The organism is Salinivibrio sp. HTSP (assembly GCF_003390965.1).
Classification (GTDB): domain Bacteria; phylum Pseudomonadota; class Gammaproteobacteria; order Enterobacterales; family Vibrionaceae; genus Salinivibrio; species Salinivibrio kushneri.
In genome coordinates this window covers 1-25,950 of the sequence record NZ_PXUD01000036.1, presented here as the reverse complement: position 1 = coordinate 25,950, position 25,950 = coordinate 1, and the positions used below count along the sequence as shown (strand labels likewise).

Genomic DNA, 25,950 nt, shown 5'->3' with positions numbered 1-25,950 from the left:
CTCAGTGATGTCGAGTAGGCGTTCACCGGTTTATTAACCGCTTACGCTTCAGTTTTAGTGAGGCCATTTTCATAATCATTGATTTTGACTTCACTGGTCAGTGAACCAAGCTCTCCGGCAAAACTGGTGGTGCTGGCAAGCGTGATTGCAGCGGCAATCGCTGTTTTTTGGATAGTATTACTCACTTTAAAGTATCCCTTCTTTAATAAAATATCTGAGTACTGTCGCGTTTTAATTATTACTCGTGTATGCACTGCGTCATTGAACGTAACGATACACGTATCGGCTTTTTATCCGATAAAAAACACGTAGCGACAGTCTATTCCTTGACGTTCGCTTATCTATTAGCGATGTAGAGGCATTCACTTGTATCGAGTGAATGTAGATTTATGCTAGCAATGCGTCATTAACATGACAATGGTGTTAATAATGAGTTAATTGTCAATTAGTATTTTTGCTCTATTTTTTCTGCTGGGAGTCGCACCAATAACCATTCAGGTCCTGTTCAGAACGAATAAATGACCAGATAAATAGTTAAAAAAAGTACTAATCCCTATCTAAATAAATTCTTAGTAATCGATTACTCGACAAGGGTTCGTTTTCGCAGTGATAAGTATTGTGTGTGAATTTATATTCACTTATTACGGAAGAGTAAGTGAAAGGGGTTCTTTATAGTAAGGGGTTATATAAAAATGAAAAGCATAATTATCCAAAGATTAATCAGTCTATAGTAAAAGAAGGCTGCAGAGCACCAATGATAACCTTGTCTACTCTCCGAGTGATTTAAACCCCGGCACGTGTGATCATACCTTTACCATCGCGACAACTGACTATGCGATGCAAACAACCTTGCCATTTGCGCTGCCGCGTATCTATCAGAAAGCCCCTCAAGTTGCATTTGACTCCGTCCATCCAGTTAGAACGACATGTTCGCCTTCTTGGTAGCGGCTATCTTCAGAGTGGATTACCTGACCAGCAAGATCAATGCCTGGTACCATAGGAGATTCGCGAACAATTTTCCCTTGGCCTGTGATAGCCAAGCCATTTTTATAGTTCAGCGATGACTAATCGACGGCAACGAGTACGTCACCATCAGGGAGTTGAGACTCATCAAGTTGCTCGATAGTTGGAAGCGTCTGCTTGCTTTCTTGCTTGAGAACGAGAGCGTCAAACATATCAGTCTGCTAGACGATACCAATGAGGAATGGCTCTCAGTCTAGCGCTGACTCATCGATGAACTAAATGAAACTTTAGCATTAACTCTATGCGTTTAAATCATGGGGTATCTGCTGGAGAGTAACGACGTGCCAGTTCCCAGTTTGTATCACAGGTATGTAGCTCACTGGCACACAAAGCAACTAAATCTCTAACCATAGAAATAAAAAAGGGCGGTAAATCAATGATTTACCGCCCTTTCCAATCGATTGGTGGCTGGCGTAACTTGAACTGGAGTTATAAGCTTATGTATTAATTAAATTTTGCGAGTTTGGCTTTTGTACGGTGTACCATTGGGTGTATCTAAAGTGCTGGCTGTGTGCTTAGGCTCAATGTAAGAGGCAACTACTCACCACGTTTAAGGTCATGTTTGTAAGACATGGTACCAGGTAGTGATACCAGCTTTGTGTACTCAAAGGCACGGCTGTCTCTTGGCAAGTTGATGGATAAGCAGAGAATAGATCTACATTTTATTAACGACTAGTGATAGCCATAAATGATGTTCAATGCTTATACGCTACCTTCAGCGAAAACCCGATAAACGCTCCGTCTAGAACCTTCAGAAACAGTCGCGCACCGATGTTATGATGATAGTATAGGACTTTTAATTCTATTAAGTAATAAACATACGCTTTTTTATGACTATAGGTGATGTTATCATAGAGTTACTAACAGAAAAACAATACTATTTCCTTCATCGCCGTTATGTTTGGATTAGTTGGCCTGCTATTGTCATCTCTGCCGCTAGCTCGTGGCATCCTTTATTCCTTTTCTTTTCTTGTATACCAATCTGTAATTGGTTGCGAGTTCATTATTTGTTACCCCACGAATCTGCCTGGTTAAGAGAGGCTTGGACTCAAACAGAACAGCTCAACTTCAACCAAGCGCTTGCCACATTAACCAGAGAGCCTGCTTGCTCAGGATATAGTGCAAAGCTCAAAGCAAGAATGTTGCAAGTTCGTATATTGCTCAGAATGGGCGACCATTTAAAAGCTCAGAACACTTTAGCGACAATTGATACCACTGCGCTACTTAAAAGGGAGTCTATACGGCTAGATGGTTTGCGCGCCTTTTTCTATCAATGTACTGGGGATGTGAAGTTATTTTACCAGGCAGTAGAAAAGTTTGCCGATGCCGATATAAGCATAGATACTGAGTATACATTATTAAAAGCTGATGCTTTATTGACTGAAGGATCGATTGAAGCGGCGAGAGAGTGCTTAGAGAAGAGAATTAATGGCACGCAAAACCCAGAAAGTTTATATAAACTTTACAATGACTTAGCACAATGTGATGACAGGTTTGGCCTTAGGGAACAGAAGTTAACTCACCTACGGCAAGCATGGCGAGAATGGAAAAAGCGTCCTGAGCCGAACGCTATTGAGTACCTGATTCATAACCTAGCTATAGAAATGGTGCGGAATGGCGAACTAAAAAACGCAAAGGAGCTTCTCAACGAAGTCTTATCGCTTATTAATCAATCACAGCCAGACCAAATCTTGATGTGGCATAACGTCGTAATCGATACAGCGCGTGAAGCGCAAAGTGTTGAATTACTAAAAGTGGCTTACGCAACATTCGAAGAACACTTTCCTCATTGGAATTGCACCGCCGCACAAAAGCTGACGGTCAAAATCACTGGGCTTCGAATGTACTTTAATGATGGACTACAGTCAGATACTAAGGACTTTGTTGCGCAGATAGGAGAAATTTTTGATGAACTCTATCTGTTGAGTGCATCAGAACAGTTATCTGCTTTGAAAGAAATTAGCCATAATATCACGCAAGTCATCCTTACCAACAAGGGCCAACGATCTGTAATTGCGGAACTTAATGGCCTGTTAGATCGTTGTGATTCGATTGCTATTGCGCTGAGTGATACTGTTAAAGCTCAACTTGAGACACTACCGCCCGCGCTAGTGAACCAGCGTATACACTGGCTTGGTCTGCAACATTACCTTGAAAAAATTCGTATACGTCAAAGTACTGCAAGCTTCCCCAAGCAGGCACTGGAAAGCCTGTTCAAATGCCAAAAGGAAAGTGCAGAGTTACACCAGAGTAAGAGGATCCATCGCGTAGCTATTCACGCATGGATGATTATTTGTGACGAATACGTTGCCTATCTTGACCAGTTTTTCTCTCATAAGCCATCGTGGGCGATTGACCTAAAAGAACAACATCAAGATACGGCTATCTCTGCGCTTTATGCAGCCGAAGAAATCCTTAATGAACGAAGAGTCTCCGGCGGCTTTGAGGAGGTAATGGTCGGTGTCGCTTATTTTTACTTAAAGCTCTTTGATGATAAAGCCGCTGCTCAGTACTGGATGTCACAGTTTGACGAAGGAAACTGGAGCCTACAGCATTATGCGCAGTGGTTCCGAGATATGTATTCCTGGGTAAAGTCGGTAACTGGTTAAGTTACATTTTTCTGTCCAGTTTATGACCAAAGGAGTCAATCATTCGGCTCCCTTTCTCGTTAACTCTCATCGTTGACCTAGAGCTCCACCACTTACTCACTCTCCAGGATGTCCAAAATCTCGTCCCAATCCAGAATGGTAATGAGTTTTTTTATGACGTCCTGGGGAGTGCTTTGAGTCTCTTCAGCCAGTTTGTCGAGTTTATCAAGCACTTCATTTTCTATTTCTAGTGTGTCTCCTCTTTGTTTGTTTCTAGACTTCTTTGAGCTCCAGGTGCTCCTGAATCTATCGATGAACTTTTTTTTATCGCTTTCAGGGATGAGATCATAAACCGCCACAAGGACTGACTTCATATCTTCATTGCTTGACGGTGCCCAAGTGTACCTTATTTCTTCTCTTTTCTTTATATAATTATAAGCCCATATAAGTTGGTTATAATGGCAGCCATCTAACCATTTTATCATTTCATTTTTATCAATATTTTTTCGCCACTCATCTTTTAAATGGTTAGATAGCATTTTCTCCCCTTTTTCTGAATAGGGAGAGAAAATTAAGCACTTCTCTATTTGAGTCTTCCTTTTCTCTGCATTGTTTTGTGGGAAGTCTTCCAGGTAATTTTCGTCTAGCTCAAGGTTTTTACGTATTATTTGCTTGGTTGGTTTGCCTTTTAGGTTTTTTTTGTATCCTAAATGCCTCACTTTTTTGTTTGCGTTCTTTCTTATATAGCACCACAGCCAGTTTATTTTTCTATCTTCATCGCAAAGGTTCTGGAAGTCATAATTTTTTAACTTTTCATCATGTAGTTTATCCCTTGTTCTTGCTAAGAATCGTGAAGTTTCATTTTTGTCAAACTGGCTTCTTTTGTGAATTACATCAGAGAGATCTCTTATTGTTTTTTTGGATATGGGGTTGTCTTTAATGTATTTTTCTATTATTTCTTTTTCCTCACTATTTAGCTCTAGAAGAGACTCCCTGAGCATTTCATCCCAAAAGAAAAGTAAATCTCGTTTCGCATTCACAGCTGTTAAAAGGTGTGTGTTTATGACGTTTTCTGGCATTGTTATATCAACTGTCTTGTTCTTTTTAGCCTGTTCTATCACCTTTTTAAAGCTAGAGAAAGTGGGCTTTTCGCTTCTTTTCTTTGGTGTGATTTTAGTCACAAAAAATATCGTTTTTGGCCTTTTTGGTGACAATAGTGTGCTTAAAACGGCATTGGGGTTATGCTCGCCTTGGGGGGGCTCATAACTTCCACATGCTCAGATCGTCGGTGACAGAGGGAGAGGCTAGGTTGGCTGGTGGGTGACATGGTCACAGGAGTAAGGGGAGTTGTCGGTATAGTAATATACGTATTCGCTCTTCTCTTCATATACCCATTACCAGTAAAGAAGATAAGGTAAAAAATAATATAACCAGTGTTCCTTTGTAGTACTCACAGAGGAGCATGAGATGGACACACATACCTACAAAGACTTTCCTATCCTTCTACCTGTCAATGAATGTAAGGCACGTTACTTAGAGAAAATACGCAATATGTTAGCTGATGGTTATCAGGACTATAATAACCTCACTGTTGCTCGTCTTGACTTAAGGTTTCCAGCTACTGATGAGTCTGATGACTTTCTGAAGCGTGATGAGGCCCTCTCTTTCGAGCGATGGAAAAAAGGCACGATTAAACGATTTATTCGAGCGATTGAATTAGAAATGGCAAAGCAAGAGTGTGAGAAGCGAGCGAAGGGTAAGCGGGTGCATCGTTGTAAGGTGCGATATGCTTGGGCAAGGGAGCGTAATCATTCACACAACGATCATTATCATTTCGCGTTGGTATTAAATAAGGATAGGTTTTATTGCTGGGGGAAGTTTGAGAACGTCGAATGCGGTGATGGTTTATATAATATCATTGTCCGTGCCTGGGCGAAGGCAATCGGCCTGTGTAACAATCAAGCGATGGGGTTAGTGCATATCCCTGATAATAGCATTTACTACCTTCACGGTCGTCCTGAGAGCTCTGAGCGCGCTGAGCAGGAGTATAAAGATATATTCTATCGACTAAGCTATTTAGCCAAAAAAAGAACCAAGCGTCGCAACGAGGGGTTTCGTTGCTTTGGTTCTAGCACCAAGTAAATCGTGCATAATCGTTTTTTATTGATGATATATATTTAAAATCCCGTCGGCCGTACTGTCATGGTGCGGCCTTACCTCATATCTCTAAGGCAATAAATCATTGTCGACATCCTCCTGTGTAATACCAATATAACGAAGCGTGATTCCTTCTGAGGTATGGCGCAGCATTTTCATCACCCGACCAATATCTTTTGTGGCTTGATACAACATATAACCGCGTGTTTTTCGCATTGAGTGCGTCCCTAACGAGAGGTTGAGCTCTTGCCCAACCTGTTGAAAGGCCAGAGTAACAGCACGCCGAGAGAGCGGTTTAGGAGGCAACTGCTTAATCTGCTGACAGCGGTGAGATTGAAACAGGTAGACGTGGTCAGGATGGTCTGCCCGTATCTTTTCAATGCGCGCCAGTGTCTTGGGGTTGAGCTGGATATCAGCAATCTTACCTGTCTTACGCTCTTTGATTCGCAACCGGTCACCGTGGATATCGTCGAACCGAATAGCAAGCAGATCGGAGATACGTAACGCCAGGTTTAACCCGATATACCAGACGTCGGCCATTTGGCGATGATAACGAATACTCAATAGGTGGCCGATAAGCTGAATAGTCTCAGCCTCTTTGATGGCTTGAACTTCTGACATGGCTTACTTCCTTTTTTCTTCACAGATGGAGGTTTTGAGAAGCACAGCACGGCAGCGACAGCCGGACCCTTGTTGCGCCTGGGTTGGCTGCTTCCCGTTTTAACATAATGAGAAGCAGGGAAAGGTATCGCTGCCTGTGTGCATATGTGGTGAGTAAAAATGGCCTGCGAAGCCGCTACACGACTGGGATCCAGCCTCGCTCGGCGAAAGACACACAGTCTTCACCGACAACCACATGATCTAAAACGCGAACATCGATAAGGCCCAACGCTTTGATCAATTTGTCAGTGATATGGCGGTCTGCCTGTGACGGCTCGGCAATCCCGGATGGGTGGTTGTGGGCAAAGATAACGGCGGCTGCATTGTGACTCAGTGCTGCTTTCGCTACTTCGCGTGGATAGATAGACGCGGCATCAATGGTGCCAAAGAACAGGATATCGAACTGGATCAGCCGGTGTTGGTTATCCAGCAGCATCAACGCAAACACTTCACGATCATACGCGCCGAGTTTGAGTTTTAAGTACTCCATCACGTTGTTAGGGCTCGTGAAGGTGCCTTCGCGTTTGTACTTTTGGGCCAGCGCTTCGGCCGCGTGCTCTAAGAGCTGATTCAAATCAGATGGCTGATGGGCAGGGTAGTTGTCTGCAGGGGTAAACAGGGGAGTGTGTGATGTACGCATAGGGAGTCTCCTTTTAAGTGATTGATGTGGCTATGCGTATCGATGACATATATCTGAAATCAGGTTGGTTAGGGGGGGCAAGAGGAGGGGTAAACCGGTAAATCTTTACGTGCGCGGAAATCTCATGAGTCCAATAACGGAGTAACATCATGAGATTAATTAAATTGAGCGAAGTAAAACACATGACAGGCCTTGGCCGTTCAACCATCTACAACCTGATGAAAGACGGCACCTTTCCGAAAAGTGTGCCCCTGGGAGGCAGAGCTGTTGCGTGGGTAGAAAGTGAAGTCGAAGAGTGGATGATGGCAAGGATAGCGGAAAGAGATAGTGCGGTAGGGGGAGAATTACTTAGAACTTAAGAGCCGTGAAGCGTCACCTGACTTCAGTAAATCGACTAACAGTCAACCGCGAGACTGTTAGTCGGCTATATGGCCTAACACTATTGCGATATTGTAAATGTATCACGTTCGTTTTTTAGATTACTAATGACGACTAGCTGGAAGGGAGTTTCAATCTTCTCACGAATATCGATGCTATCGGTATTCCACCAGTAGCCTATTCCGCCAGAATAGCTTGTTGGGGCCTCTGCTATGTTGTTGCTCCCTTCCCTTCTGTAAATTTCTTTACTGTTCTTAAATATGGCATACTCCAGCCATTCAGTGTTTGCTGCGTCCATTGAAAGGGCTTCATAGTGAATGAGTACACGGCCTCCAGCAGGTATTCTAGATGTAGCTTGCTGAATTTCTGCAGCTGAAGCCATTTGATTCACCATCCGCTTTTTCAGTTGTTGTTCTAGAAAGGTAGGATCTCGATACTCAATGTGGATACCTCCGCCGTAGATTCTTCTGTCATGATCAATCACGTACCCGTTACCCTCATTGGTTGGGCGTCCTGCCATCTTATCGAGTGTTGTGCAGCCAGTCATCAAAACCACAACAACAATTGCAAAATACTGTCTAACTAATAACATTGCTTTTCCTTTATCTAGAAGTGCAGATTCAACCGCGACGTATAAAACTCTCGGTTTCAGCCTTCCATTACTTGTTAAAGGTAACGCAAGACTTTATAAAACCAAGATACTTTACTGGTCGAGCATGCTAGCGGGAACAGCTTACATCACATCTTCATCGGTGATTTCATGCAGGTCAGTGCCCTTGGGAATTGTAGTAGCCAGTTTTCCTTGACCACTACACTGCGCTCATCATGGGCTTCGAGTGAACGATAGAACTCGAGCGTATTCATGTAGATCACACCTTCTTCGAATAGCGCCTTCTTGTGCTCATGCGAACCCAGCTTTATGATGATTTCAATGTCGTTTTCAAATGCGCTAATGATTACATTCCCCTATGGATTAACACCGCCAGCACCCGCTGCTTTGCAGTGGAGGCGAAGCCGCGACGGAAAAGCCGTCGCCGTGCCTGGCCATGTTAGCGTGTGCTAGCATCAAAGTGAAATCCTTGATGACTCCTGCTTTTGGTAGCCATCCTCTTCAGTCCAAGTCCAGGACACGTCGAACGCTATTCCCGTATCGGAAGAGAGCGCAGCTATCAAGCTACAATCGCTACCTGGAGCTAAACGAGGAACCGGTAGCTTTACGTCTGCATCGCCGTTCACCAGAGGTGATGCTCTTCCTTCCAGCGGCGTTACTTCTAGATCGATATCTTTTGCCGCAGAGTACCCCCAGTTTCGGATTACGAACCTAGCTATCTTAGTACTACCTTCTAGACTAACACGCACATCAGATGGCCTGTCACTAACCGAAGATGCTCTAGACTGTTCGACTTCATCACGATGGAGTTTCAACTGAAGCTCAGTTAGCTCTTCCTGCTTCTCCTGCAGCCGGCGTGACTGAGCCTCGTTCGCGCTTGATCGGCGCAACGAAACTATTGAAACAACTAGGCCACCACCGGCAATTAGCACTCCAAAAGCCGTAACAACGATAGTTATGATTTGGTGAAGCTCCACTTAATCTCCTCTAACCGCTAACGACAGCCAACATGCGCAGCTACGAAGTGGAGGCGAAGCCGCAATATAGTAGGCGTCACTGTGATTGGCCTAGTCAGGCTCAAGTCTCGCTACTGGCAGGCGCTGGTTTGTTGAGCACCGTACGTGGCCTGGCTTTGTGTATAGCCATTTCCTGCGTCTGAGGAAAGTTGTCTAATAAGGTCGCGGCAGGAGAATCCCTGAATGCTGAGGTATTGCTTTGCAGACCTCTCTGCTTGCCGACGCCAATCAACGTTTAGGCTATCAACAGCTGTGGTCGCGTCTTCCCGGCTATAGCCGTCGCCGTAATCAGAGGAAAGCTGTCTAATTAGACCGCTTCGGGAAAAGCCCTGAATACTGAGGTACTGCTCGGCTGATCTAACAGCATTTTTCTGGGCGCCCGTGAGATTGCCCGCCCATGCAGCGCAGGCGGTAAGCAATGAAGCGATAATAGCTACTTTCAATTCCCTCATGGTAGTTTCTCCTTTTTGTGCAAATTTAGCCTAACGCTGCCAGCACGCGATGCTTTGTAGTGAAGGCGAAGCCGTAACGAAGAAGCTGTCGCCGTGTATGGCCTTGTTATGTATTTTAGCAATTAAAAACATGCCACTGGCCACTCATGTACCTAACTCCCTTACCATCCAAGATAATCCATACCCCTGTTATAGGCTCTGGTAATTTTGGTTGAATATTCGGAACCGGCATCTCACTAAAAAAATAAGATTCAACGCTCCAAGGTGCGCCACCAAGAACAATCGGTATGAAGGCATGCTTTTCTTCTGCGCTAGAGTTTCGAAGTTTCTTTACAACATCAGCCTTATCATCGCTGCTCAAAAACTTGCTCACCCAGCCGACTAGATCATCACCACTTTGACAGACTAAGCCGCCTCCCCCTTCCATGGTCAAATGAGCATTACTATTTCCCGCTTCTCGATACATGTACAAGGAAGTTATTCCCAAGCCATCCAAGGCGTTGAATAATTCTGCGTTAAAGCGCCTTAGTTGCCAATCAATAGGTGTATATTCTGTAAGACCTAAACTTTCACATTGCCCTATAATATTGGCTATACCCCGATTGAGCGATTTAATGTTTGCAGAACTCTTAATAGAGACAATCCAATCACCTGCTGAGTCAATTTTAATCGGGCCTTTTGCTGGGCCAATATTCCATGTTTCAGTTGCGATAGGATCGACTGCGCCAACACATTCAATAGCATATTCAGGAGCGTCTTTTGATCCTATCCTAAGGTCATACATTCCAGATGCGGAACCATCATCATGAATTTCAACTATCTCGCGCAGCTCTTTTGCAACAATTTGCTTAGCCCAATCCTCGACAGTGCTCAATGCTCATTGCCTCCTAATGCATAACATTGTGTTAGTGCGCATACGCGATTCCCCAAAACGCACTCTTTTCTACTTAAACTACTGTTCAACATATAATTTCTTACCTTTAATGGGTACTGCTCTTTCGCTAAAGTATGCGTGTCGCCTATCTCTACACAGGTATTCACACTACCCCCAAGTGTTGAGCTGTAACCGTATGACTAATGGCTCTTTTAATCATCCATTCTGGGATAGTGTGCATCTGCCATGGATAAATGCGCACGCTATTTACTGTCTCTAGCCGATAAGCTGGTTAACCATCAAGTATTTAGCCATGTTACCGCCGATCGATCGTCGGCACCAAACACGCCATCGAGTTGTTAATTTTGGGATTAGTGTATCAAGGGCTGTTTTGGTTTTCGTGCGCTATTGTCCAAAGTGTTAGATAAACCATGTTTTGTGAGCTGGCTGCAAAAACATTGCTAGGGGCACAAAGAGGAGTTATTTAGGCAGGCTCTGTGTGATCGATTGGTGCGAGGGCTTGTCAACGCCAGTTCAAAATTGACCCACCTATCGACGTTATCGCCGACGTAAAGCTGACCCATCGATATTGTCACCTTTACTACCATTGATCAGCTAAAAGCGAATATTAAACCTAATTCTTGTACATTCATGCAGGCTAAGTAAAGAGTCTAGGCGGCAATGAGATTTGACGGCTCCCGTATTCAGAGCGATTTTTGGTTGATTTAAAGGACTGTAAAACCCTTATTTGATGTGCTCTAACCACACCTGCTTCGGTATGGTAGGTAGATTGCTTGGCCTCCCACGCAGGGAGAGCAGAGTATTCAGGTAGCGAGTTTTTATCGGCTTCTATGGTTAGATCACTTTCAGTTGCTTTGTCCCAGTCACTGAGAGGCTACCTTTAGCTGCTTGCTCGATGTGCCCACTCCACCAGCACATCATTGGGCGTCTGCGTTCGATGTAGTCTGTCCGGTTATATGCACTCCGTACCTGGTTGTCATCAACGTGGGCAAGAGCAGACTCGATAAGATCTGAATCAAAGCCCTGCTCGTTCAGTGTTGTACTTGCCAGGGAGCGTAGACCATGACTCACGAGCCGGTCGGCAAACCCCATTCGTTTTAGTGCCATATTGGCCGTTTGGCTATTACAAGGTTTTTGCGGATCACGATCTGAAGGAAAAATAAAATCACGATGGCCACTTATCGGCTTGATCACTTCTAATATCGCCAGCATCTGCTGTGTGAGTGGGATCCGGTGTTCTCTTCTTTTTTTTGTCCTCTCCGCCGGGATAATCCATAGTTCGTTATCCCAGTCTATTTCATCCCATCGTGCTGCTGCCGCTTCTGCTGGCCGCGTTATGGTATGTAGCTGCCATTCGATTAGGCACCGGGTAACTCGTTTGATATTCGCGTAAGCAAGCTTTTGCATTAGCTCTGGGAGTTCATCGGGAGTTAACGCTGCCATATGGTTCTTTTTGGGCTTTTTAAATGCAGCGCCAATGCCCGATAGCGGATTAGCGTGTATAAGGCCACAGTTAACCGCGTAGTTCATCATTTCGTTTAGTCGTTGGACCAAGCGCTTTAATGTCTCTAGGCTGCCCGATGCTTCAATGGGCTTTAAGGCATCTATCACCATAGGGGCAGTGATTTTGGAAAGGGGAGTAGCGCCAAGCTTTGGAAAAATGTGACGTTCCAGAGAGCGCCATATGTCGGTCGCGTATCCCTCAGTCACTTGCTCTTTTTTCAGCTCGAACCACTGGTAGGAGACTTTCTCTACCGTATGTTCGGTGAGCGCAACCTCTTGCCTTTGTTGCTCTTCACGGTGTTCTTTAGGATCGATGTTTTGAGCGAGGAGTGCTCTTGCATCCATGGTCGCTTTACGCGCTTGAGACAGGGTAACAGTGGGATAGGCACCAAGGCTGAGGTTGGTGCGCTTTTTGGTGAATGGACGCAGGTAATTAAAAAGCCAAAGCTTAGAGCCGGTTGGTTTAACTCTTAGTCTGAGTCCGTCGCCATCATAGAGTAGGTACTCTTTATCTTCTGGCGTTGCTGCTTTTATCTTCTTATCCGTAAGCTTAGCTATGATTTTAGCCATAATGGGTACACCTCTCAGCCTCCATTTTCATCAGTGTACACCTCGGTGTACCTAAAAATCAAAGCGGTTGGTGGACCTCTATGGACCTTAATGAACGGTAAGTTATTGATTTTACGTTACTTAAGGCAATAAAAAAGACGTCCGTGGACGTCTTTGAATATAAAATTGGTGGAGCTGGCGGGAGTTGAACCCGCGTCCAGAATCAGTCTAACCAATGGCGCTACATGCTTAGTTTGTCTTTTATCTCGTCAGTGTGCTGCGGACAAACACGCCACACAAAGACATACCCAAATTAGTTTTAACGCTTCAGCTCTTGGGTCAAAGCATCCACGCGATCCTGTTTGGTTTTGACTATCCTGAATCCCCGTCCTACAGGCGGAGGCTAGGGAGGATAGGCACTCAACAGGTTATTAAGCTGCTAGTGCGTAGTTTTCGTCGTTTGCGACTATTTGTTTGCGGCTTTTTACGAGGCCAACCGCCCCTCGGCATGCTCCACGGGCCTTCTCAATCCTGTCGAATCCTGAATCAGCCCCAGAGTGTGAGCGGCAGAGTCTAACACATTGATCTACCGCGTCAACGATTAACGCGCTGCGTTTTTCATGATCCTGGACTTTTGTCGCTGCCAGTCTCGGTCTTTCGCTGTATCGCGCTTATCGTGTAATTTTTTACCTTTCGCTAAACCTATTTTGAGTTTAGCAAAAGATTTTTTCCAGTATAAAGACAGTGCCACCACCGTGAAACCGTCTCGATTTACCTTGCCGAGCAAGGTATCAAGCTCACGCCGTTTAAGCAATAGCTTACGGGTGCGCTGCGGATCGGCCACCACGTGCGTGGAGGCGACATTAAGCGGGGTAATGGTTGCCCCGAACAAAAAGGCTTCCCCGTCTTTTAGCAACACGTAGCTTTCACTGATATTGGCCTTACCTGCTCGGAGTGCTTTCACCTCCCAGCCTTGCAGCTCTAGCCCCGCCTCAAAGTCATCTTCAATGAAGTACTCAAAGCGTGCCTTTTTATTAAGCGCGATAGTGTTACTACTTGCTTTGTTCTTTGCGTTTTTCTTAGCCATAGTGGCCGCATTATAAAGGGGATATATCGAAGAATGAAAGGATTATCGCACTCAGTGAGAGAAAGAGTCTGACTTTATCCGCGATGTGGGTTGTGAGCATTGGTCTCAATCAGTCTCGATGGTATTATTTCGCGGTTAACTTGCAAGGAGTCCCTATGCCGCAAATCATCCGCTCGGCTTTAGTGCCGTACAGTGCTGAGCAAATGTTTGCCTTGGTGAACGATGTTGAGTCCTATCCTGCTTTCTTGCCCGGGTGTGTGAGCACCCGCCTTATTGAACATACAGACACCACCATGGTCGCGTCTTTAGATGTGGCGAAAGCAGGGATTAAGAAAACATTTACCACCAAAAATTATTTGGTGGATAGCAGCCGTATTGATATGACACTGGTGGACGGGCCATTTAAACGCTTAAGTGGTGGCTGGAAATTTACGCCGTTATCAAGTGATGCGTGCAAGATAGAGCTCGACCTCGAGTTTGAGTTCACTAACCGCTTGGTCGAAGCTGCCTTTGGCCGCATCTTCAGCGAGTTAACCAGCAGTATGGTGAAGGCGTTTACAGAGCGAGCGAAAGAGATTTATGAGTGAAGAGACGTTGCTGCATGTTGAAGTGGTTTACCCGTTGCCTAATGAGCAACGTATTTTCAACTGCGTGGTGAAGCCAGACTCGACGGTGGAAGACATTATTCGTCAATCAGGTGTCTTAAGCGCCTATCCGGAGATTGATCTTGAGACCAACAAGGTTGGGGTATTTAGCCGACCGGTGAAACTCGACGCGCAAGTGCGCGACGGGGATCGTATTGAGATTTACCGCCCGCTGCAGGCCGACCCGAAAGAGATCCGCCGTCGCCGCGCTGAGCGCGCGAAACAAGAAGGAAAAGCGGATCCTGTTACTGGTGGACGCGTGGATACCCAGCGCAAACGCTCATGACTAGCCAAAAAGAAAGGCGCCGAGCGGCGCCTTTACTTCATGGAGAATAGATGACGGCATCAGAGAGCCGGATGCGTCGTCGTTACTGAACGGCCTCGAAAAATTGCTCGCCCGGCTCGAAATCACCATCCATGTTGACGAGTTGATTATTATCATCGAATGAAAGCACCAGATCTTTTTGTGTTGGCGCCTCATGGCCAGGTTGTTGCCATTGCACAAAATACCAAGTGTTAGGGTAACCTGATTCCACCAACATTGGGGGGCCGAGAAGGAACTTAACCTGCTCTTTGGTCATGCCAAATTTCAAGGCGTCGACGGCCTTTTCTTCAATGTAATTACCTTGGTTTATATCCACGCGATAAACCAGCTTTTCGGCATAAGAGCAGCCCATCATGGCAATCGCCATCAGAGAGGCAACGGCGGCTTTAGTCCAACCCATAGTTAATATCTTCACTGTCTTGTTTGATGGCAAATCATGTCTGTCGGTGACTATGTGTAGTCTGCGACGGATGCGTCCCGAGTATAATGAAGCAGGGAATATATGTAAAAAATCTGCTAACGACCAGCGTTTGGACGGTGATAATGTGAAAAAGTTCGACGTGTGTAAGGAAATAACCGAGAAAAGCAGAGCTAGTGCACTTTTCTCGGTCTGAATGCCACATTCAGCGCTGTTTTGACTTGGTAGAATCAAGCGGCTACTAGAAGATCTTCCGCGTTTGCGAGGGTGCGATCAGTGATCTCACTGCCACCCAGCAATCGCGCAAGTTCACTAATTCTTGCCTTGTAGTCGAGCGGATACATACGGGTCGTGGTGCTGCCTTTGTCAGTATCTTTGGCTACAAACATCTGCTGATGACCACAGCCTGCGACTTGTGGCAGATGGGTCACACACATCACTTGCGTGGAGTCGCCAAGTTGACGTAAAAGTTTGCCCACAATCGCAGCGGTTGGCCCACTGGTCCCCACATCGACTTCATCAAAGATCAGGCTAGGGGTTTCTACTTTTTGGGCGGTGATCACTTGAATGGCCAGCGAGATCCGAGACAGCTCGCCGCCGGATGCAACCTTCGCCAGTGGTTGTAAAGGCTGACCTGGGTTCGTCGACACAAGAAATGCCACCGCATCTCCGCCTAGTGGGCTGAGGTGGGTCTCCGCTTTATTTTCGACTTGGATCTCGAAGCTACCATGTTCCATGCTCAGCTGGTGCATGCTTTGCGTGATCAGTTTGTTCAACTCTTTGGCATAGCGACGACGGCTCTTGCTCAATTTCTCAGCGGTGTCGAGGCAATCTGCAAACTGCCTGTCCACATCTGCTTGCAACTGCTCAATCGCCTCATCGTTATGTCCCAGTTTCTCCAACTCTTGAATCAATTGTTGATGCGTCTCATATAATGCATCGGGTTGAACCTGATGTTTACGCGCCAAACTCATGATAGTGCTCATGCGCTGATCTAGATACTGGAGGCGTTGAGGATCCATATCGAGTTGGTCAAGATAGCTACTCACTTCTTGGCTCGTCTCTTGGGTTTGGATCCGCGCCTCTTCGAGCATTTCAGCGAGCGGTGAGAAGTGACTATCTAGTGCAGCCAGCTCACTTAAGCGCTGCTGGGCCGCCGTCAGTAAGCTCAATGTGTTGGTCTCTTCGCCATCACTGAGTAAATCCACCACCGCCTGACTGGTCATGGCGATATCGCCACTGTTTGACAAGCGCTTGTGTTCTTCTTCGATTTGTTGGTATTCCTCTTCACCCAATGCGAGTTCATTGAGCTCACCGACTTGATATTCCAAAAGTTGTTGCTGAGCGTCGATGTCATCTTTTTTCTTGATCAGTGCTTTTAGCTCATTTTTAGTACGGCGCCAACGCTGATAGCGTGTCGCCATTTTGTCCAGCAAGCTTTGGTGGCCAGCGTATTGGTCTAATAACGTAATTTGGTGTTCAGGGCGTAACAGTTGTTGGTGCGCGTGTTGACCATGGATATTTATCAATAGCTGCCCCAGCGCTTTTTGCTGTGAGGCAGGTACGGGGTTACCGTTAATATACGCGCGTGAGCGGCCTTCTTTGGTGATCACTCGTCTTAAAATGCAATCATCACCGTCTTCCAGTTCGTTATCTTGCAGCCAGCGACGTGCGGCGCTGTTTTGCTCAAGGGTGAAGCTGGCAGAAATTTCTGCGCGTTTCTCCCCCGGGCGCACCATGTTGGCATCGGCACGATCACCAAGGCACAACCCTAGCGCATCGATAGAAATAGATTTACCCGCCCCGGTTTCACCGGTGATCGCCGTCATGCCTTTACTAAACTCCAACTCCAAGGATTTAACGATGGCAAAGTTTTGAATGGTTATATCGGCTAACATAGAGAGACACCTGTATCTATCAACAACTGTGTATAGATACAGTATATACTGTTTTTTCATCCAGTGAATACTGTTTGGCAAGAATTGTTGTGAATGCGATGAACAGCACAAAAATTGCGCATTAAAAAAGCAGGAAGCCCTGCTTTTTATCGGATACATGTAAAAGATAAGAAACAGCTGGCTTAAAACAACTTAGAAGACCAACCCAGTTTTTTTCGTAACGTGTTGTAATAATTATAATCTTGAGGATGAATGAGTTTGAGCGTGGCGGGACTTTTGTAAATGTGCACTTCGTCCCCAGGGTTTACCGGCAAGGAAACTTGGCCATCACAGCTCACTTCCAGTGTCCCGCGGTTGTCAGGCGAAACCAGTAATTTAATACGGCGGTTGCCATCAACAACCAATGGACGGCTCGACAATGTATGCGGGAACATAGGCACGAGCGAAATCGCGTCGAGGCTGGGAGATAAAATAGGACCACCGCCGGATAAGCTGTATGCCGTTGAGCCTGTGGGCGTTGAAATAATGATCCCGTCCGATCGCTGTGAGAAGGCAAACTGCTCGTTAATGTACACTTCAAATTCAATCATGTGCGCGACTTGCCCGGGGTGAAGTACCGCTTCATTCAATGAGGCGTTGTGGCTTTTTACCTGATCGTGACGATGAATTTCGGTTTCAAGTAAAAAACGGTCTTCTTCCAAGTACTCACCGCTTAATACCGCTTCCAGCGCATGTTCAAAGGCTTCGGGATCCAAATCGGTGAGAAAGCCGAGGTTACCGCGGTTCACTCCGATCACCTTGATATCGCAGCGAGACAGTACACGTGCGGCGCCGAGCATATTGCCGTCCCCACCGATCACAATGGCTAAGTCGGCGTGTTGGCCTATCGTCACGAGATCCAAGTAATGGGCATCGGGCAAACCAAGATTGGTGCTCAAGCGTGTGTCAATGCACACCTCATAACCGCGTTCAGTTAGCCAGTGATAGAGGCCTATGTGTGTGTTAACCGCTTCCGGGTTACGAGGTTTGCCAATCAGGGCAATGCGCTGGAATGCTGTCGACATAATCAGGATCTCATCGTTATTTGTGCCCAGTATAACGCGGTAAAAAAGCGATTGTCGTGATTTGCGTTATGCGAGCGGTTGAATCATAAAGATTCATCCCCATAATACTTTCGTCAATCAAGTTGAATAGTCCCAGTGGCGTGCTGGGCAATGCCATTTGTGTCGGAGTGATCATGAGCGAAGAACAGAAAGTGAAGCAAGAGCAGGAAGCGATGAAAGATGCGCAAGCTGCTGAAGCCAAAGGTACAGAGCAGGCCGCTGAGCAACAGGCAAATAGTGGTGCAGACATTGAACATGAAGAAACCGCAGCCATGATTGCACGTATTACCGAGCTTGAGGCGGCACTCGAGGCAAGCGAAGCCAAGGTGCAAGAGCAGCAAGACGGTGTGCTGCGTGCCCGTGCGGACGTCGATAACATGCGTCGTCGTACCGAGCAAGAAGTGGATAAAGCGCGCAAATTCGCCCTAGAGAAATTTGCCGGTGAGCTTTTACCTGTGATTGATAACCTTGAACGCGCGGTTGAAATGGCCGACAAGGAAGACGAATCAATCAAACCAATGGTGGAAGGGGTTGAGCTGACGCTGAAAACCATGATGGACACCATTGATAAGTTCGGGTTGAAAGCGATCGATCCTCAAGGTCAGCCGTTTGACCCAGAATTGCATCAGGCGATGACCATTCAAGAAAGCGCCGAGCACGAGCCAAACACCGTGATGATGGTGATGCAAAAAGGCTATGAACTAAACGGCCGTGTTGTGCGCCCAGCCATGGTGATGGTATCCAAAGCGCCGCAAGGTAACGTTGACGAAAAAGCCTAATTAGGCCCGGGAGAGAGCTTACTAAACTAAATTCGGTGTTTTTTTGCTTCCTCCCCTTGAAAAGCACTCGGCTGCCCTTATTTAAACGGCAGCACTAAATAAAATTGCGGTGAGGGGGTTGAACCTCTCACAGTTACCCCCACATAAGGGGTAACGCATTAAAGCCATAGAACGAATTTCGGAGAGCACCAGATGGGTAAAATCATTGGTATTGACTTGGGTACAACCAACTCATGTGTCGCCGTACTTGACGGTGAAAAAACGCGCGTCATTGAGAACGCAGAGGGTGATCGTACAACACCATCGGTTATCGCTTACACACAAGATGGTGAAACACTTGTCGGCCAGCCTGCGAAGCGCCAGGCAGTGACAAACCCAGAAAACACCCTGTTTGCTATCAAGCGTCTGATCGGCCGCCGCTTCGAAGATGAAGAAGTGCAGCGTGATATCAGCATCATGCCTTACAAAATTGTTAAGGCAGATAACGGTGACGCTTGGGTTGAGGCGAAAGGCCAAAAAATGGCTGCGCCACAGGTGTCTGCTGAAGTCCTGAAGAAAATGAAGAAAACCGCTGAAGATTTCCTCGGCGAGGAAGTGACTGGCGCGGTTATCACAGTCCCTGCTTACTTTAACGACTCTCAGCGTCAAGCAACCAAAGATGCTGGTCGTATCGCAGGTCTAGAAGTTAAACGTATCATCAACGAACCAACAGCTGCGGCACTGGCTTATGGTCTAGACAAAAAAGGCGGCGATCGCACAATCGCTGTGTATGACCTAGGTGGTGGTACCTTCGATATCTCTATCATCGAAATCGATGAGGTAGATGGCGAGCAAACGTTCGAAGTATTGGCCACAAACGGTGACACGCACCTTGGTGGTGAAGACTTCGATAACCGCTTGATCACCTACTTGGTTGACGAGTTCAAAAAAGAGCAAGGCATCGACCTGCGTCAAGACCCGCTAGCGATGCAGCGTGTCAAAGAAGCGGCCGAGAAAGCGAAGATTGAGCTGTCTTCTGCGCAGCAAACAGACGTGAACTTGCCGTATGTGACGGCGGACGCAACCGGTCCTAAGCACATGAACATCAAAGTGACTCGTGCAAAGCTTGAATCTCTGGTTGAAGATCTGGTTCAGCGCTCACTAGAACCAATGAAAGTAGCACTGGCTGATGCCGAGCTATCGGTTGACGAAATCACTGACGTTATCTTGGTTGGCGGTCAAACCCGTATGCCAATGGTACAGGCCAAAGTGGCAGAGTACTTTGGTAAGGATGCACGTAAAGACGTGAACCCTGACGAAGCCGTTGCCATGGGTGCCGCGGCACAAGGTGGCGTACTGTCTGGTGATGTAAAAGACGTACTGCTGCTTGACGTGACGCCGCTTTCACTGGGTATCGAAACCATGGGCGGTGTGATGACCAAGCTGATTGAGAAAAACACCACGATCCCAACTAAGGCGAACCAGGTGTTCTCAACTGCAGAAGACAACCAAAGCGCGGTAACAATCCACGTGATTCAGGGTGAGCGTAAGCAAGCCATGCATAACAAATCACTGGGTCAGTTCAACCTCGAGGGCATCCAGCCTGCGCCACGCGGTGTGCCACAAATCGAAGTGACCTTCGATTTGAACGCTGACGGTATCTTGAATGTGTCTGCGGCTGATAAGCAAACCGGCCAAGAGCAGAAGATCACTATCCAAGCGTCTGGCGGCCTAAGTGACGAAGACGTTGAGAAGATGGTGCAAGAAGCAGAAGCTAACAAAGAAGCGGACAAAAAGTTCGAAGAGCTAGTGACTGCGCGCAACCAAGCTGACCAACTGGTTCACGGCACGCGTAAGCAAATGGACGAAGCAGGTGATAAACTGCCTGCCGAAGACAAAGAAAAGATCGAAACCGCCATTTCTGAGCTAGAAACCGCACGCAACGGTGAGGACAAAGAAGACATCGATGCGAAGGTTCAAGCACTGGTAGCCGCTTCATCAAAACTGATGGAAATCGCGCAGCAGCAAGCTCAAGATGAGCAGGCGCAGCAAGACGCCGGTGCTGATTCAGCAAAACAAGACGACGATGTTGTCGATGCTGAGTTCGAAGAAGTTAAAGACGACGACAAGAAATAAGCGAAAGCACTGTCGTTAATAAGCACGGGCGTAGGGGAGCAATCTCCTTCGCCCGTCGTTTTATCAAACAGTGAATTGAACGTCTTTGTTTTGTTGACGTAAACAGGTGCAGTCAGACCATGTCTAAAAGAGATTTGTATGAAGTGCTCGGCTTAAGCCGCGATGCAAGCGAGCGCGATATTAAAAAAGCCTATAAGCGGCTGGCAATGAAATATCACCCAGACCGCAACAAAGGCGAAGATGCAGCCGATCAGTTTAAAGAAATTAAGTTGGCCTATGAAGTGCTGACCGACCCGCAAAAACGCGCAGCCTATGATCAATATGGTCACGCAGCCTTTGAACAAGGCGGCATGGGAGGCGGCGGCTTCGGCGGCGGTGGCTTCGGTGGAGGTGCTGACTTTAGCGATATTTTTGGTGACGTATTCGGCGATATATTCGGCGGAGGTCGTCGTGGTGGTCAGCAACGCGCGCAACGTGGAGCCGATTTACGCTACAACATGGAGCTTACGCTTGAAGAAGCGGTCCGTGGCGTCAGCAAAGAGATCGAAGTCCCTACTTATGTCGGGTGTAAAACCTGCGATGGCAGCGGGGCGAAACCAGGTTCGAAAAAACAAACCTGTGGAACCTGTAACGGTATCGGCCAAGTGCAAATGCGCCAAGGTTTCTTTGCGGTTCAACAAGCATGTCCAACATGTCATGGCAGCGGGACCATTATCAAAGATCCTTGTAACAGTTGCCACGGTCAAGGTCGTGTAAAAGAAACCAAGCACTTGAATGTAAAAATCCCTGCGGGGGTTGATACGGGTGATCGCATTCGCTTATCCGGTGAAGGTGAAGCGGGTGAAAACGGTGCCCCGGCGGGTGACTTGTATGTTCAAGTACACATCCGCGAACATCATATTTTTACCCGTGATGGCAACAACCTCTACTGCGAAGTACCAGTGAGCTTCACCATGGCAGCCCTCGGCGGCGAGGTTGAAGTCCCTACCTTAGATGGTCGTGTTAGCTTAAAAGTCCCAGCAGAAACACAAACGGGTCGCATGTTCCGCATGCGCGGTAAAGGTGTGCAGTCTGTTCGTGGCGGCGGTGTTGGCGATCTCATCTGCAAAATGGTGGTTGAGACCCCAGTTAATTTGAGTAGCCGGCAGAAAGAGCTGCTTCAGGAGCTGGAAGAGTCGTTTAGTGGCTCTGAAGCGAAAAAGCACAAGCCAAAATCAGAAGGTTTCTTTGACGGTGTTAAGAAATTCTTTGACGATTTAACCGGATAAACGACTGAGTTTCTCCCGCTACGCTCGACGGCGAGTCAGAGCGTACTGAAATAATTAGCGGCCAGCTCTATGCTGGCCGTTTTAATGTCTGAAGAACCCCATTTTTTGCACGATCTTGGGGTAAGGGGCAGGATGCGTTGGATGAGGTAGAGGTTATTAGTCCATTAGCATAGAGCACTAAGGTTGCGCAGGGATCATCGGTTTGTGAGTGATTAGCTCGCGGGTGAGCAAGGATCTTATAGGTAGCCTCACCACTTTGAATTTCGAATCGATAATCAGGCGATAACTGGCAATCGGCACAGAGTGCTTTTGCTTCTAAGTCGGTTGCATCTGATACCGACGGATAGTGTTTTGTCGTAATGAACTGCTGCTCTACCCAGGCTTGTAACTGAATTAAGTGTCGCGTCGCTGCGTGCCGTGTCTGTCGTTGTTGGTACTCCGTATAGCTGGGTATGACTACCCCTGCAAGTGTGGCGATGATAGCCAAGACGAGCATCATTTCGATCAATGTCACCCCATGTTGTAAATAGCGACAAAAAGATAAACGCATTTCTACGGGCCTCTCGAAGACTCAATCACCAAACGCATACAGAGGTTATGAGAGTGGTAACCTGAGCGCAATCAGCAGGCGAAGATCCTGGGAGGCAGTATGCGTTTTATCTCTCATCAAAAACGACGTTATCATGGCTTTACTTTAATAGAGTCACTGATTGCGCTTGCTGTGCTGGCGGTTACATGCAGTATTGCGTTTCCCAACTTTCAAAAAGCGCACCAAGCGACGTTAATTGCCAATGAGAGTGCGGCACTCTCTAGTTTGTTTCAGTTGGCACAAAGCCGAGCTGTCGAAGAAAGTCGACCGTATGTTGTTAGCTTAGTGAGTGAGGGTGGGATTGACTGCATTGTTGCCAAAGCAAAAGTATCTTCCACAGTCCGAGCATCAGCCCAACAGCCATCGACTCACGCCTGCCATCAAACGCAAGCCTTGATGGTGAGGCTAGATAAACAGGTCACACTAAAAAAACAAGTTAAAGAAGAGTGGCAATTACAGCCAGACGGCGATTTATTTACGATTGACTTTCGAACCCAGCGGCCGAACCTCAACCTCACACTTGGATTAATGGCTAAGAAGCGCCAACAGCCAGACTATGTAGTGCAAGTTCGTCAGTACCTGGGTTTTGAATCCTGTCAGTGGAGTGGTATCGACAGTGCGTGTAGCTAATTCCAAAGGGTACTCATTAGTTGAGCTTTTAGTTGGTTTGTCGGTGAGTATTTTAGTTTCAATCACCGCACTTTCTGTGATGACTTCGGCGACCACGATGCAAGCCAGGATTGATGCCAAGACGCGCTTATCGCTCGAAGTCAACCGCTTATTAACGATGATGGAAACTGAGATACGTCGAGCCGGACTGTGCTACCAGTGTGATGGCACGTCGCCCTATCTCTTTGACAGTAGTCATGATATTCACCTTTTACTGATTGATGAAACCCCCTCGCAGCGTCAAGGGCAATGCCTTCGTTTTGCTTATCAACAAGACAGTCTCCATCCTACGAATACTGTGGGTAAAGATGACGCCAAAGGTTTTCGACTAGATACAGAAGCCCATGCCATAGAGATCTATGAAAATCACCGAGACACGGCGAACTGGTCGTGTGAATCAGGTTATTGGCGAGATATTTCTTCTCGTGCATTGAAGATCTCGCATTTATCTTTTACCCGTAACGAGGTGCATACCGAAAATGGTCGACGCATTACCTCACTGACTATCAAGGTTTCCGCCTCGCTAAACCGCCAACCTGGTCTGCGTAAAGATGTGTCGCGAACATTGGTTTTAGCTAATACGGTGGCCTCATCATGAAGTACGTCGCAAAATGCACGCGTGACCAAGGTATAGCCACCCTGGCGGTGGTCGCCAGCATCGCTCTAATTACGCTTCTTATCGTATTAGGTGTCAGTCGACGCGCAGTCAATGATATCCAACAAACACAGGCGAAAATCACAACCGAGCAATCCCTTTCTAGAGCCTGGACGGCTCTAGATTGCGCGGTGGCTAAGATCAAACATGATGGTATTCATTTATCGAAAGACGATGTGGCAGCGGGGATAGTGCAACTCTCACCTTGTCAACATATCGCAGGGAGCCAATTATGGTTGGAGCCTTGGCAAAATAGTGATCGCGGAATGTGGCATCTTTACGCGACTCATGCACAGCAACAAGTCGGAGTGACCCTAGCAAAAGCCACCGGTGCACGAAGAAGTTCATTTGTCACTTCAGGATCAGCAGCGTTTTACGGTGGCAATACATGGCGACCAGCAAAGGGAAAAAAGCGAGAGGATGGTTTATATGAATGCCATTCAATTGTAGCCGGGGGCGATGTCATGATTCGTCCGCGAACGCCGGATGAGAGTCAGTCAGAGAGTGAAGGGAAGAATAGCTCAAACGGATTTACCGTTAGCTTAGATGGTAGCGATGAATGCGCTCCTGAATATAGAACGGAGGTTAGCGACTACACAGTCGCAGATAGTCGCGATGAAACCGGCGCGCGACTAAAAAAAGATGTGCAAACCAATGTTGATAATATGGACTTGTTCAAAGATTACTTTGGTGTTCCTCGCGCGCAGTGGAAAACAGTCAGAGAGCAATTTGAGCGACAAGGCGGTTTTGTTGTTAATACCCAAGATGATCCCTCGTTATGTTATGAAACCCTATTGGATGCAGTCGCAAGCAGTAAACACAGAGAGAGTGCGAATGCAAAAGTATGGGTGGATGGGCCTTGTGATCTAAGCCGAGAGGGTTTAGAGGCGTTACCAAGTGAACCTCCGATTTTACTGGTTGTGCAAGATGGCATTGTGGCGCTGCGTGGTGCGATTAAACCCTTTAAAGGAGCGGTATATCAGTTTAACACCGATAAGCTGAATGCGAGAGAATTTGCTGAGCAATGGGGGATGACTATCTCCGAATCTGGCGGGATGTCTTGCTCTCACGACGATAGTAATATCCAAGAACTTTGCCAATTGATTACATCGACTGTTACCAACCCTGAACAAGCACGTCGTGTGCCTTTTTGGTTTAATGGTAGCTTTGAACCCGAGGGGGCATTTATCACCGACGTGCCTAATGGCCATTCCGTGGTGTATGGTGCATTCAAACCTACTTATAGTGGTGAGGTATTACAGCAGAGTTTTGCTGGGCTTAAGCAGTGGCGGCCCGTAAATAATAGCTACCATGACATCAAGCCGCCTCTTGGGGAGGGGTAGTATGTTACGAGCGCGAGGCTTTTCCTTTATAGAAATATTGATTGCGCTAGTGTTAGTTGCGGTAACGGGCGCAGGTATTTATACACTCACTGTTGATATTCAAGCTAAGCAACACAATGTGCGCTTGGCCGAAGGGGCTATGCACGTTGCTAGTAACCAACTGTCGCATTGGCGTTTAATGAACACGGATACGCCCTGCAGTGCAAGCCACTCTGTAGTCATGAGGTTGAGCCGTTTAGCACGATGCTTGATAGATACCGAAGACACGGGTTACCAACTGGCAGTGACTGAGATTAAAAATGTGCTCACCGATGATGACGGTGTTTATGCGAAAACACTTGTATTGGAAGTTCGCTGGCAAGATTACCGAAATAAGGAACAGACGCTGAGATTTTACTTCACAGGGTCAACGCTTCGATACCAAGGTATGTAATAAGCGCCCAAAAGAGTGAGTTATCACCCGTTTGGTTGGTTTTTAATCGCTTGTGCTGTTTTCTTCAAAAAATCCTTGCGCCCAAAAATTACCTCTCTATAATGCGCTCTCGTTGGCACGGCAAGCCGCGCTAACAACGGCAAAACAGCCAAG

26 protein-coding genes, 1 other RNA gene and 2 pseudogenes are annotated in these 25,950 nt (G+C 46.8%); 13 read left to right on the top strand and 16 right to left on the bottom strand.

Features of this window, described 5'->3' with window-relative positions; translation table 11 throughout:
* Nucleotides 1-41: 41 nt before the first annotated feature.
* A complete protein-coding gene (locus tag C7A19_RS15535) occupies nucleotides 42-185 on the bottom strand; it encodes a hypothetical protein (protein WP_155522558.1) in 144 nt (47 codons plus the stop codon).
* Between the two features lie 586 nt (nucleotides 186-771).
* Here C7A19_RS15535 and C7A19_RS15765 point away from each other — a divergent pair.
* Nucleotides 772-903 (top strand): annotated as a pseudogene (locus C7A19_RS15765) (LysR family transcriptional regulator); the annotation flags it as partial.
* A 5-nt stretch (nucleotides 904-908) separates the two neighbouring features.
* Here C7A19_RS15765 and C7A19_RS07960 read toward each other — a convergent pair.
* A pseudogene (locus tag C7A19_RS07960) lies at nucleotides 909-1,175 on the bottom strand (alcohol dehydrogenase catalytic domain-containing protein); the annotation flags it as partial.
* Between the two features lie 678 nt (nucleotides 1,176-1,853).
* On the opposite strand from C7A19_RS07960, the gene C7A19_RS07955 reads away from it, so the two are divergent.
* Nucleotides 1,854-3,632 (top strand): hypothetical protein, encoded by a 1,779-nt coding sequence (locus C7A19_RS07955; RefSeq protein ID WP_155522557.1) that lies wholly within the window; start codon nucleotides 1,854-1,856, stop codon nucleotides 3,630-3,632.
* A 92-nt stretch (nucleotides 3,633-3,724) separates the two neighbouring features.
* Here C7A19_RS07955 and C7A19_RS07950 read toward each other — a convergent pair whose 3' ends face one another.
* Nucleotides 3,725-4,792 (bottom strand): hypothetical protein, encoded by a 1,068-nt coding sequence (locus C7A19_RS07950; protein WP_116644655.1) that lies wholly within the window; start codon nucleotides 4,790-4,792, stop codon nucleotides 3,725-3,727.
* A 286-nt stretch (nucleotides 4,793-5,078) separates the two neighbouring features.
* On the opposite strand from C7A19_RS07950, the gene C7A19_RS07945 reads away from it, so the two are divergent.
* Nucleotides 5,079-5,753: an inovirus Gp2 family protein gene (locus tag C7A19_RS07945; RefSeq protein ID WP_116644654.1), complete on the top strand. Its 675-nt coding sequence runs from the start codon at nucleotides 5,079-5,081 to the stop codon at nucleotides 5,751-5,753.
* A gap of 84 nt (nucleotides 5,754-5,837) precedes the next feature.
* Here the strand turns inward: C7A19_RS07945 and C7A19_RS07940 are convergent, their stop codons facing one another.
* Nucleotides 5,838-6,389 carry a tyrosine-type recombinase/integrase gene (locus C7A19_RS07940; RefSeq protein ID WP_116644653.1) on the bottom strand — a complete coding sequence of 184 codons (552 nt, stop codon included), beginning with the start codon at nucleotides 6,387-6,389 and terminating at the stop codon, nucleotides 5,838-5,840.
* 175 nt (nucleotides 6,390-6,564) lie between these two features.
* Nucleotides 6,565-7,068 carry a DNA repair protein RadC gene (gene radC, locus C7A19_RS07935; RefSeq protein WP_077676327.1) on the bottom strand — a complete coding sequence of 168 codons (504 nt, stop codon included), beginning with the start codon at nucleotides 7,066-7,068 and terminating at the stop codon, nucleotides 6,565-6,567.
* A 149-nt stretch (nucleotides 7,069-7,217) separates the two neighbouring features.
* On the opposite strand from radC, the gene C7A19_RS07930 reads away from it, so the two are divergent.
* The gene (locus tag C7A19_RS07930; protein WP_116644652.1) at nucleotides 7,218-7,427 is read left to right on the top strand and encodes an AlpA family transcriptional regulator; all 210 of its coding nucleotides are present in this window, start codon (nucleotides 7,218-7,220) and stop codon (nucleotides 7,425-7,427) included.
* An 80-nt stretch (nucleotides 7,428-7,507) separates the two neighbouring features.
* Here the strand turns inward: C7A19_RS07930 and C7A19_RS07925 are convergent, their stop codons facing one another.
* The 7 genes from C7A19_RS07925 to smpB all read right to left on the bottom strand — a co-directional run bounded on the left by C7A19_RS07925 (nucleotide 7,508) and on the right by smpB (nucleotide 13,558).
* Entirely contained in the window at nucleotides 7,508-8,038 is a 531-nt protein-coding gene (locus C7A19_RS07925; protein ID WP_116644651.1) for a hypothetical protein, read from the bottom strand.
* 146 nt (nucleotides 8,039-8,184) lie between these two features.
* The gene (locus tag C7A19_RS15820) at nucleotides 8,185-8,310 is read right to left on the bottom strand and encodes a hypothetical protein (protein WP_255565906.1); all 126 of its coding nucleotides are present in this window, start codon (nucleotides 8,308-8,310) and stop codon (nucleotides 8,185-8,187) included.
* A gap of 833 nt (nucleotides 8,311-9,143) precedes the next feature.
* Nucleotides 9,144-9,524 carry an Ltp family lipoprotein gene (locus C7A19_RS07915; protein ID WP_116644649.1) on the bottom strand — a complete coding sequence of 127 codons (381 nt, stop codon included), beginning with the start codon at nucleotides 9,522-9,524 and terminating at the stop codon, nucleotides 9,144-9,146.
* 115 nt (nucleotides 9,525-9,639) lie between these two features.
* The gene (locus C7A19_RS07910) at nucleotides 9,640-10,398 is read right to left on the bottom strand and encodes a hypothetical protein (RefSeq protein WP_116644648.1); all 759 of its coding nucleotides are present in this window, start codon (nucleotides 10,396-10,398) and stop codon (nucleotides 9,640-9,642) included.
* Nucleotides 10,399-11,253: 855 nt separating this feature from the next.
* On the bottom strand, nucleotides 11,254-12,492 hold the full coding sequence (locus tag C7A19_RS07905) for an integrase domain-containing protein (RefSeq protein WP_116644647.1): 1,239 nt from the start codon (nucleotides 12,490-12,492) through the stop codon (nucleotides 11,254-11,256).
* Nucleotides 12,493-12,658: 166 nt separating this feature from the next.
* Nucleotides 12,659-13,025: a transfer-messenger RNA gene (ssrA, locus tag C7A19_RS07900) on the bottom strand.
* Between the two features lie 47 nt (nucleotides 13,026-13,072).
* Complete coding sequence (gene smpB / locus C7A19_RS07895; protein WP_069362793.1) at nucleotides 13,073-13,558, bottom strand: SsrA-binding protein SmpB; 486 nt, start codon at nucleotides 13,556-13,558, stop codon at nucleotides 13,073-13,075.
* 155 nt (nucleotides 13,559-13,713) lie between these two features.
* Between smpB and C7A19_RS07890 the strand changes: the two genes are divergently transcribed.
* Nucleotides 13,714-14,145, top strand: a complete 432-nt coding sequence (locus C7A19_RS07890; RefSeq protein WP_069362794.1) for an SRPBCC family protein — start codon at nucleotides 13,714-13,716, stop codon at nucleotides 14,143-14,145.
* Nucleotides 14,138-14,488, top strand: coding sequence for an RnfH family protein (locus C7A19_RS07885; RefSeq protein ID WP_077486536.1), 351 nt, complete (start codon nucleotides 14,138-14,140; stop codon nucleotides 14,486-14,488). The genes C7A19_RS07890 and C7A19_RS07885 overlap by 8 nt, the downstream gene beginning before the upstream one ends.
* A gap of 82 nt (nucleotides 14,489-14,570) precedes the next feature.
* On the opposite strand, the gene bamE is transcribed toward C7A19_RS07885, so the two are convergent.
* The 3 genes from bamE to nadK form a co-directional block, all read right to left on the bottom strand.
* Nucleotides 14,571-14,927: an outer membrane protein assembly factor BamE gene (gene bamE, locus C7A19_RS07880; RefSeq protein ID WP_046075182.1), complete on the bottom strand. Its 357-nt coding sequence runs from the start codon at nucleotides 14,925-14,927 to the stop codon at nucleotides 14,571-14,573.
* Nucleotides 14,928-15,175: 248 nt separating this feature from the next.
* Nucleotides 15,176-16,843 (bottom strand): DNA repair protein RecN, encoded by a 1,668-nt coding sequence (gene recN, locus C7A19_RS07875; protein WP_116644646.1) that lies wholly within the window; start codon nucleotides 16,841-16,843, stop codon nucleotides 15,176-15,178.
* 182 nt (nucleotides 16,844-17,025) lie between these two features.
* Nucleotides 17,026-17,907 (bottom strand): NAD(+) kinase, encoded by an 882-nt coding sequence (nadK, locus tag C7A19_RS07870; protein ID WP_077459236.1) that lies wholly within the window; start codon nucleotides 17,905-17,907, stop codon nucleotides 17,026-17,028.
* A 173-nt stretch (nucleotides 17,908-18,080) separates the two neighbouring features.
* On the opposite strand from nadK, the gene grpE reads away from it, so the two are divergent.
* The 3 genes from grpE (at nucleotide 18,081) to dnaJ (ending at nucleotide 22,108) form a co-directional block, all read left to right on the top strand.
* On the top strand, nucleotides 18,081-18,725 hold the full coding sequence (gene grpE / locus C7A19_RS07865) for a nucleotide exchange factor GrpE (RefSeq protein ID WP_069362798.1): 645 nt from the start codon (nucleotides 18,081-18,083) through the stop codon (nucleotides 18,723-18,725).
* 192 nt (nucleotides 18,726-18,917) lie between these two features.
* Nucleotides 18,918-20,840 carry a molecular chaperone DnaK gene (gene dnaK / locus C7A19_RS07860; protein ID WP_069362799.1) on the top strand — a complete coding sequence of 641 codons (1,923 nt, stop codon included), beginning with the start codon at nucleotides 18,918-18,920 and terminating at the stop codon, nucleotides 20,838-20,840.
* Nucleotides 20,841-20,959: 119 nt separating this feature from the next.
* Nucleotides 20,960-22,108, top strand: a complete 1,149-nt coding sequence (dnaJ, locus tag C7A19_RS07855; protein ID WP_069362800.1) for a molecular chaperone DnaJ — start codon at nucleotides 20,960-20,962, stop codon at nucleotides 22,106-22,108.
* Between the two features lie 67 nt (nucleotides 22,109-22,175).
* Here dnaJ and C7A19_RS07850 read toward each other — a convergent pair whose 3' ends face one another.
* Nucleotides 22,176-22,658 carry a type IV pilin protein gene (locus tag C7A19_RS07850; protein WP_069362801.1) on the bottom strand — a complete coding sequence of 161 codons (483 nt, stop codon included), beginning with the start codon at nucleotides 22,656-22,658 and terminating at the stop codon, nucleotides 22,176-22,178.
* Nucleotides 22,659-22,757: 99 nt separating this feature from the next.
* Here C7A19_RS07850 and C7A19_RS07845 point away from each other — a divergent pair, with 99 nt between their 5' ends.
* The 4 genes from C7A19_RS07845 to C7A19_RS07830 are packed head-to-tail and all read left to right on the top strand — an operon-like array spanning nucleotide 22,758 to nucleotide 25,797.
* Nucleotides 22,758-23,327 carry a prepilin-type N-terminal cleavage/methylation domain-containing protein gene (locus C7A19_RS07845; protein WP_077650032.1) on the top strand — a complete coding sequence of 190 codons (570 nt, stop codon included), beginning with the start codon at nucleotides 22,758-22,760 and terminating at the stop codon, nucleotides 23,325-23,327.
* A 43-nt stretch (nucleotides 23,328-23,370) separates the two neighbouring features.
* Nucleotides 23,371-23,964: a hypothetical protein gene (locus C7A19_RS07840; protein ID WP_146005594.1), complete on the top strand. Its 594-nt coding sequence runs from the start codon at nucleotides 23,371-23,373 to the stop codon at nucleotides 23,962-23,964.
* Complete coding sequence (locus tag C7A19_RS07835; protein ID WP_116644645.1) at nucleotides 23,961-25,364, top strand: hypothetical protein; 1,404 nt, start codon at nucleotides 23,961-23,963, stop codon at nucleotides 25,362-25,364. The genes C7A19_RS07840 and C7A19_RS07835 overlap by 4 nt, the downstream gene beginning before the upstream one ends.
* A gap of 1 nt (nucleotide 25,365) precedes the next feature.
* Nucleotides 25,366-25,797 carry a type II secretion system protein gene (locus C7A19_RS07830; RefSeq protein ID WP_158011760.1) on the top strand — a complete coding sequence of 144 codons (432 nt, stop codon included), beginning with the start codon at nucleotides 25,366-25,368 and terminating at the stop codon, nucleotides 25,795-25,797.
* Nucleotides 25,798-25,950 lie beyond the last annotated feature (153 nt).